Here is a 7,933-nt window from a genome sequence, read left to right on the forward strand (position 1 = left end):
ACCCCGTCACGCGTGAGCCAGCACGGTGATCCGCCACCCACCTTCGTCCGACATGACGAGCCCGGCTCGTTGCAGGGCAGCCAGGGCAGAGCGCACCTCGAGCAGTCCCAGACCGGCCACCCGGGCCAAGGAGTCCGCCCCGACGCCGTGTGCCACCGGAACCGCGTCGAGGACCTGGCGCTGTCGGGCCGTGAGCCGGTCGCGCACCGTCTGCGGCGCTCGTGCGGGCTCGACCAGATGAGTGCCCGACTCGCCGATGAGCTCGAGCACGTCGCTGCCGGAGGTGACCAGGGACATCGCGCCGGTCCTGAGCTGTTCGTGCACCCCGGTCGAGCTGACGCTCGTGACGGGCCCCGGCACTCCCATCACGACGCGGTTGAGCCTGCCTGCCCAGTTGGAGGTGTTCAGCGCTCCGCTGCGGGTCGCGGCCTCGACGACGACCGTGCCGCTGGTCAGAGCTGCGATCAGACGGTTGCGGGCCAGGAACCGGATCCGCTGCGGCGCGCACCCGGGGGCGGCCTCGGAGACCACGGCGCCCGAGGAGGCGATGCGGGCAATGAGCTCGCGGTGCGCGGCCGGGTAGACGCGGTCGGCGCCGCAGGCGAGGACGGCGACCGTAGGTCCGTCGACGCTCAGCGCACCGCGATGAGCCGCGTCGTCGATCCCGAACGCTGCCCCGGAGACGACGATCGTCCCGGCCATGGCCGCGACCGCACCCATCTCACCGGCCACGTGCGCGCCGTAGCTCGTGGAGGCCCTCGATCCCACGACGGCGACGGACCGGCTGATGGCCGACAGCCGCAGCGGACCCTTGACCCAGAGCCCGATCGGCACTCCCCCGCGCTCGTGAAGCGGCTCGAGACCGGCGAGATCGCCGACCTGGACCGGCCACTCCTCGTCCCCCGGCACGACGAAGCGCAGCCCGAGCCGGCTCGCCTGCTCCAGCTCACGCTCGGGCTCGATCCCTGTCAGGCGAGCAGCCACGTCGGTCTGCAGACCCATCAGGTCTCGTTCGTCGGCCAGCAGTTGGTGCAGGGTGACGGCTCCCAGCTCATCGGTGAGGGCTGCCAGTCGGAGGTCCCCCGGCTCTGTCAGCCGGCTGAGGGCAACACGGGCGAGCCGTTCCTGCTCGGAGACGCTCATCCGGCCACCCCCAGGATCCGGTCGACCAGCAGGGGCTCCCCCATCCGCAGCCGCAAGGCCGTGTCCACCTCGTCCTCGCCCGGCACGACCTCCTCCTCGAGGTCCACCGACCGGAGGTCGGCGACGGTCAGCGCGAGTCGATGCACGCGCACGGCGCCGCGGCTGCTGAGGTGGCCGGCGTACAGGGCTGAGTCGATCGGCCTTCTGGCCGCGGTGTCGAGCGGCCAGCGGTCGCGGAGCACCGATCCGGGGACGTGCGCGTTGAGCCGCCAGGCGCAGCCGTCGTACCGCTGGTGCTGGCGCCGACGGGCCGCAGTGACCCGCGCACGCATGCTGTCGGAGGTCTCCGCCGCGGGTCCACCGCGCTCGTAGGGTTGCAGCGGACCCACGTGACGAGTGATGTCGACGCGGTCGGCGAGGGGACCACCCAGCTTGGCCCGGTAGTCGCGCAGCTGCTGCGACCGGCAGGTGCACTGGCTGCGGCCTACCTTGACCGCGTAGTTGCCACAGGGGCATGGGTTGCAGGCCAGGACCAGCATGCCGCGGGCCGGCAGGGTGACGGACTCGTCGCGCCGGGCCACCGTGATGTCCCCACTCTCGAGGGGCTGACGCAAGGCCTCGATGATGTCGGAGCGAAAGAGTGGAAACTCGTCCAGGAACAGGACACCCGCGTGAGCACGGCTGATCTCGCCCGGCCGCACCTGGCCACTTCCTCCCCCGACGATGCTGGTCTTGCTGGCGTCGTGGTGCGGGGCCGAGTAGGGCGGGGTCGTGATCAGGTCGTCACCGGGCTCCAGGGCGCCCGCCAGCGAGTGGATCGCCGTGAGCTCGAGGGCCTCCTCGGGGATGAGGTCCGGGAGGATGGTCGGGATCCGCTCGGCCAGGCTGGTCTTGCCCGCTCCCTTCGGTCCGGAGAGGAGTACGGCGTGCCCTCCCGCCGCCGCGACCAGGGCGGCGTACTTGGCGTCGGCCATGCCGTCGAGGTCGGCGAAGTCGACCTGCTCCAGGCGCTCGTCGCCGCGCCAGGTCAGCAGGCGGCTGCCCGACATCGGCGCGACCGGTGGAGCCGCGGGCACGACCTCGCCGCGCAGCTCGGCGACCACTTGCTGCAAGGAGCGCATCCCGAAGACCGCCATGCCCGGGACCATGCTCGCCTCACGGGCCTGCGGCTCGGGCACGAAGACGTGGCGAATCCCTCGTTCGGCGGCCGCGAGCACCATCGGGAGGACCCCTGGCACCGATCGGAGCCCGCCCTCCAGAGTCAGCTCTCCGATGAAGGCGGTGTCGGTCAACGCCCTCGCCGAGACCGACTCGTCGGCGGCCAGGACCGCCACCGCCACAGCCAGGTCGAAGTGGGGCCCGCGCTTGCTGAGGTCGGCCGGGGAGAGCAGGATCGTGATCCGCTTCGTGGCCGGCCATCCGAGGTCGGAGTTGATGATGGCCATCCGGCAGCGGTCCCCCGCCTCACGCAGGGAGACGTCGGGTCGGCCCACCATCGTGAAGCCGGCCTGTCCGGGCGAGACGTCCGCCTGAACGTCGATGAGATGGCCCAGCGCGCCCTGCAGGGAGACCGACCGCGCGGTCGCGACGGGCATCAGCCGATGCCCCGGACGTGGTCGACCTCGGCAGCTCCGCGTCGCGGTCGCATCACCGCGACCAGGTCGACCCGGGTCTCCTGCGGACAGATCCCGTGCGTCGCCGCCCACAGGGTGCCCAGACGTCGCAGGCGGTCGAGCTTGCTGTCGGTGATCGCCTCGTGTGGCGTGCCGTTGACCGTGCTGGTGCGGGTCTTGACCTCGCATACGACCAGCACCGCTCCGTCACGGAGCACGAGGTCGATCTCACCCTCGCTGCACCGCCAGTTGCGATCCAGGAGGGCCATCCCCTGCGCGAGGAGATGGTCCTCGGCGACTCGCTCGCCGTACGCCCCCAGGGCCTGCTTGCTTGCTGCTGTCGTCGTCATCTGATGACCTCCTGACGACCAGCGTCACGGGATCAGCGGCGTTGCGCCGGTGCCGACGGAGCGGCCTGTGGAGAAGTCGTCCGACGTGGTGCCTGTGGACGACTGGTGGGCATGCGCCTCAGCCCACGAGGCGCGGAGCCGTGCACGACAATGCCGGCTCGCTGTCGAGGATGACGTCGGAACCACCCACCTGAGCGCCGATCAGCGCCAGCAACGGGTCGAACACGGTGGTGGCCAGGCTGTGCGGCGCTGTGGGGCTCAGGAGCGCGTTGAGTCCAGAGTCGAGGACCGTGTCGAGGATGCTGTTCCTCTCGCCGTTGCTGAGGTTGATGTTCGCACCGAGCAGCCCGCCGAGAAGTTCGACGTTCGCCGAGACATTGGCACCCGACCGCGAAGACGCTGTCACGTTGATCCCCCCGCTGCTGGTGGGGTACGGCGTGTCGAAGGCCTGCGGCGGCACAGCAACGTCGACGGCCGCGTCGCCGGACTGCCCGATCGTGGCCGTCACGCTCACGATGGCGTTGATGCTGATCACGGCATCGACGAGGCCCCCCAGGAGCCCCTTCGCGAGCTGGGCGCGTACCTCGGCTCTCAGTGGCGTCGAGAACGTCACCGTGGCGAGCCCGTTCGAGACGTTCAGGTCGACACCCTGGGCCTCCCCGCACGAGACCGACATCAGTCGGGAGGAGGTGCCGGCGACACTCAGGTCGAAGGTCGCGTAGTTCTCCGCCGTGATGGTCGCCGAGGCCACGGAGGAGAGCAGCCCGGTGATGGCTGGCGGCACGAAGTCGATGATCGACGGGTTCAGCTGACCGCCCAGGGTGACGCGCAGCTGCTCGGTGTCGGACGTGACACCTGCGGTGGAGGACCCGCCGGGGGTGCCGCAGTACTGGTGGGGGCCCTGGGTCAGCTTCACGGTCAGGCCGGCGTTGGCCATGCTGGGGAGGGTTGCACCGAGGTAGATGTTCGCGACGTTGGTGCCGTTGAGCAGTGCGATCGACCCGCCCACGATGTCGAGCACGTTGGCCCGCGCGCCGAGCAGCGAGCCGGCTCCGGAGTCCGCGACCAAGACCTTGCTGAGGTCCGCGCCCACGGTTGTCTTGGTCGCCGCGGCCAGCGATCCGAGGGCCGCAACCGTGGTGCTGTCGTCCGGGCGGGCGAGTGCCTGCAGCGCGACGTAGAGATCCTTGAGGTTGACGGTCGCGGCCGCGAGCTCGTCCAGCGAGGCAACGCCCAGCCTCGCGGCGAGGTCGAAGAGGTCGACACTCGCGGCGGCCAGACCCCGGTAGTCGAGTGCCCTGACCGTTGCGCCGTTGGTGAAGGACCCGGACTGCTCGGCCATCTTCTGCAGTACCGGGTTGAGGAGCAATGAGCTCTCGGTGTCGAGCGATGCCGCCCACGAGCCCACCTTGTAGCAGGCGAACGAGGTGGCGGCGCCGATCGCGGACCTCGATGCGCCCCCCGACGTGGCGACCCCGAAGGCGAAGTCGACCGACGTGCTCGCGGTGACTCGGACGGCAGTCGGTACGTCCTCCCCTCTCTCGCTGGGGAGGAACTGCCCGCTCGAGACGTCCATCCCCCCCAGCTCGGTCTGGACCACGGGCGCGTCACCGAGGCTGCCCCCGTTGCGCGCGACGCTGGCGGCGAGGGCTGCGTCCCACGTCGGATCGGCCTCGAGTGCTGCCGTGTCGGAGCCGTCGAGGCGACGTGACATGTCGAGAGCGACGACGTCCGACAGTGCCTGCATGTCGGCTCGCGCGACTCGCTGCATGCCGATGTCCACGACGAAGGCGGCCATCAGGACCATCACCATCGCGAGCGCCGCCGTCAGGACCGCTACCGCTCCACGATCGTCACGTCCAGGGCCGCGCGTACGCCGCCAGGTGAATTTCTCCCGAGTGATCACACCGGGCCCGTGCCCTGGTCGAGGCAGCACCATGTACCGCGGCGCCGCTAGAAGCCCGCTTCGAACCAGTTGTGACCGATCGACCACACCGGACTGGTCACATCGGGCCAGTCGTCGTCAGTCGGTCGGACCAGCTCCTCAACAGGTCAGGTACGGATCGTCCGCCGAGCCCGTCCGAGCGGTCTGCACGCGAGCCTCGGCCGTCTGCGTCACCACACCGTCGTGCGGGATCGGAAGCAGACCGAGGTCGAGGCTCTGGAAGGAGATGGTGACCTCGACGATCTGACCGGCGCCGGGATTCCCGCTCGTCGGCGTGTACGTGACGATGACCGGGCTCAGCGCCGAGGTCCCCGCGTGGTCCACGGCCTCTGCCATCGTGCACGCCGGGTCAGTCCCGACGGCGAGTCGCCGAGCAGCTTCCCGCGCCGACGCGGCAGCGGTCTCCAACGACCAGTACTGGTACCCGTACTGGAGCACGCCGAGGAGGAGGGGGAAGATCACCAGGGTGAAGACGAGGGCGAACTCCACCGCCGTTGCTCCCCGCTCGTCGCGCCTCACAGGACCAGCCTCACGATCCTCGGACCGCTGCCGAGGTAGTCGTTGACCGGGCCGTCATAGTCCGGGTCGACGGCAGGAAGGGCCCCCGGGTTGATGTTCATGACGCGCAGCGCCTTCAGCTGGCTGTCGACGGGCGCGGAGGTGTCGAGGACCAGTCCGTACCTCTCGACCTTGGTCGGGTCGTCGAGCGACATCAGCAGGCTGGCCGTCGTCGTGCTCAACCCCAGCGACGAGGAGAGTCCCGAGATCAGTCCCAGACCGAGCAGTGACGAGACGCCGCTGGCCGCGAGGGCCTTGAGGTCGTTGACCGTCTCGACGCTCAGCGCGTTGAGCAGCGCCTGGGTAGCCGAGGTCGAAGGCGTCTCCTCGGTCACGAACGTCGGTCGGAAGGTCAGGATCGGGTAGTAGGCGTCGGTGCTGGTGCTGAAGACGGTGGTGAGCACCGGGGCCCAGAAGCAGCGGGGGGAGCTGTACAGGTCCTGGCTCAACAGGTCCGCAGGCGTGGCCACCGGCACGCTCGGCGTCAAGAAGGTGTCGAGGCTGGTCAGGAGCATGTCGTCGAGGACTGACTGCTTGTTGGTGCCGCTGATGAAGTCGGTGATCTTGTCGTTGTTGTAGCTGCCGTTCAGGCCGAGCTCCGACCCCGGGAACGTCCCGTGGTCGCACGCGGCGACGGAGCAGCTGAGTCGACCGCTGCCGGTCAGGAAGCCCTGGGTGAACTCGTACGACCACGACTGCGACGTGTTGACGTTGACGCAGTTGGGGAAGTTGGCGCGATTGGCTGCAGTGTCGAGCACGCTGACTCCGTCGCCGACGCTGCAGGAGAAGGCGAACGTCGTCGGATCGGCGAGGACGCCGCTCGGACCGGTCAAGGTGCTGATGGGGGTCGTGGCGATCCCCGACGCGCCGCCCAGTGCCGTGATGACACTGGGGTGCTGGTCCAGCTCATGGTCGACGCCACGGCGGATGTTGTCGATCATGTCCTGAGAAGGGCCCGCAGTGGGGTTCCGAGGGCTGACGACCGGCTTGGCGCACGAGAGAAAGTTGTCCAAGTTGGTCACGTCCGCGGCGCTGGCCGGGACGGTGATCTGCTTCGCTGCGTTCGACGACAGTCGGAGCGTCGTCGCGGGCGAAGCGCTCTGGCCGTACGTCGTGGTCGTGACGCCCAGCAGGCTCACCTCTAGGGAACCGCTGATCAACACGCGATTCCCTGCGTGACCGGGGCTCGGGCCGGTGAACGTGACCAGGAGCAGCCCGGGGCTGGCTCTCTACCGCCGCTCGGGCCCCTGTTGGGGGCCTTCTGGGCGGCTTCGGGCAGGCTGCCGCTATGCCGTCGCCGGGGTGAGGGCGACGGCACGGGCGCGCATCAGCCAGTTCGCGGAAGCGAACAGCACGTGGAGGTGGTTGAGGTTCTTGGCGATCCCGCGGTAGCGCGTCTTGGAGAAACCGAAGTCACGCTTGACGATCAGGAACGGATGCTCGACCTTCGCGCGGACCGCGGCCTGGCGTGACTGCTCGGCACGGTCGGGCTCGGCCATCACCTTCAGCTTCCCCTTACGCGCCGCAACCCGCCACTCGATCTTCGAGCGGCGCTCATCGCCGGCGATCTCGGGCCGCTTCTGCGCACCCTGATAGCCCGCGTCGACATAGCCGACCTCGTCATCCTCACGCACCAAACGGTGCGCCTCGTCCAGGTCGTGCACGTTCGCCGCGGTCGCGGATACCGAGTGGACGTATCCGGTGCCGGCATCGGTGCCGATGTGGCCCTTCATCCCGAAGTACCACTGGTTGCCCTTCTTCGTCTGGTGCATCTCCGGATCCCGGGTCCCAGAAGCGTTCTTCGTCGAAGACGGGGCCGCGATGATGGTGGCATCGATGATCGACCCGCCCCGCATGATCCAGCCCTCGGCCTCGAAGATCTCGTTCTGGGCGGCGAACAGCTTCTCCCCGAGCTTGTGCTCTTCGAGCAGGTGGCGAAAGTGCAGCAGCGTGGTCGCGTCGGGGACCTGCTCGAGGGCGAAGTCCAAGCCCATGAACCGCCGCATCGCATACGAGTCGTAGATCGCGTCCTCCACGCCCTCATCCGAGAGCGAGAACCACGCCTGCAGCAGATACATCCGCAGCATCGTCTCGACCGGCTTGGCCTTACGGCCACGCTTGCCCGCCCGGTCGGTGTAGTAGTGCGGCTCGATCACCCCGACCCAGACCTGCCACGGGATCGTGGCGTCCATCATCTCCAGGAACCGCTCACGCTTGGAGGTCCGTCGCCGGTTGCCGTACTCGACATCAGTGAAGGAAGGCTGCTCGCTGTTCACGACAGCCATCATTTCGCGCCGGCGGCCACCGCGCACCGCGACACCCCG

General features: G+C 69.2%; 7 protein-coding genes. All 7 read right to left on the minus strand.

Features of this window, described 5'->3' with window-relative positions; translation table 11 throughout:
* Positions 1 to 6: 6 nt before the first annotated feature.
* A complete protein-coding gene (gene dprA / locus Q1K33_RS14655; protein WP_300405244.1) occupies positions 7 to 1,143 on the minus strand; it encodes a DNA-processing protein DprA in 1,137 nt (378 codons plus the stop codon).
* The gene (locus tag Q1K33_RS14660; RefSeq protein WP_300405246.1) at positions 1,140 to 2,738 is read right to left on the minus strand and encodes a YifB family Mg chelatase-like AAA ATPase; all 1,599 of its coding nucleotides are present in this window, start codon (positions 2,736 to 2,738) and stop codon (positions 1,140 to 1,142) included. Before Q1K33_RS14660 ends, dprA begins: the two co-directional genes overlap by 4 nt.
* Positions 2,738 to 3,106, minus strand: a complete 369-nt coding sequence (locus tag Q1K33_RS14665; RefSeq protein ID WP_300405248.1) for a YraN family protein — start codon at positions 3,104 to 3,106, stop codon at positions 2,738 to 2,740. The genes Q1K33_RS14660 and Q1K33_RS14665 overlap by 1 nt, the downstream gene beginning before the upstream one ends.
* 118 nt (positions 3,107 to 3,224) lie before the next feature.
* Positions 3,225 to 4,919: a hypothetical protein gene (locus tag Q1K33_RS14670; RefSeq protein WP_300405250.1), complete on the minus strand. Its 1,695-nt coding sequence runs from the start codon at positions 4,917 to 4,919 to the stop codon at positions 3,225 to 3,227.
* A 231-nt stretch (positions 4,920 to 5,150) separates the two neighbouring features.
* Positions 5,151 to 5,570: a TadE/TadG family type IV pilus assembly protein gene (locus Q1K33_RS14675; protein WP_300405252.1), complete on the minus strand. Its 420-nt coding sequence runs from the start codon at positions 5,568 to 5,570 to the stop codon at positions 5,151 to 5,153.
* Entirely contained in the window at positions 5,567 to 6,748 is a 1,182-nt protein-coding gene (locus Q1K33_RS14680) for a hypothetical protein (RefSeq protein ID WP_300405254.1), read from the minus strand. Before Q1K33_RS14680 ends, Q1K33_RS14675 begins: the two co-directional genes overlap by 4 nt.
* Before the next feature lie 147 nt (positions 6,749 to 6,895).
* On the minus strand, positions 6,896 to 7,894 hold the full coding sequence (locus Q1K33_RS14685; RefSeq protein ID WP_300405258.1) for an IS5 family transposase: 999 nt from the start codon (positions 7,892 to 7,894) through the stop codon (positions 6,896 to 6,898).
* Positions 7,895 to 7,933 lie beyond the last annotated feature (39 nt).

The organism is Nocardioides sp. (assembly GCF_029937575.1).
GTDB lineage: Bacteria > Actinomycetota > Actinomycetes > Propionibacteriales > Nocardioidaceae > Nocardioides.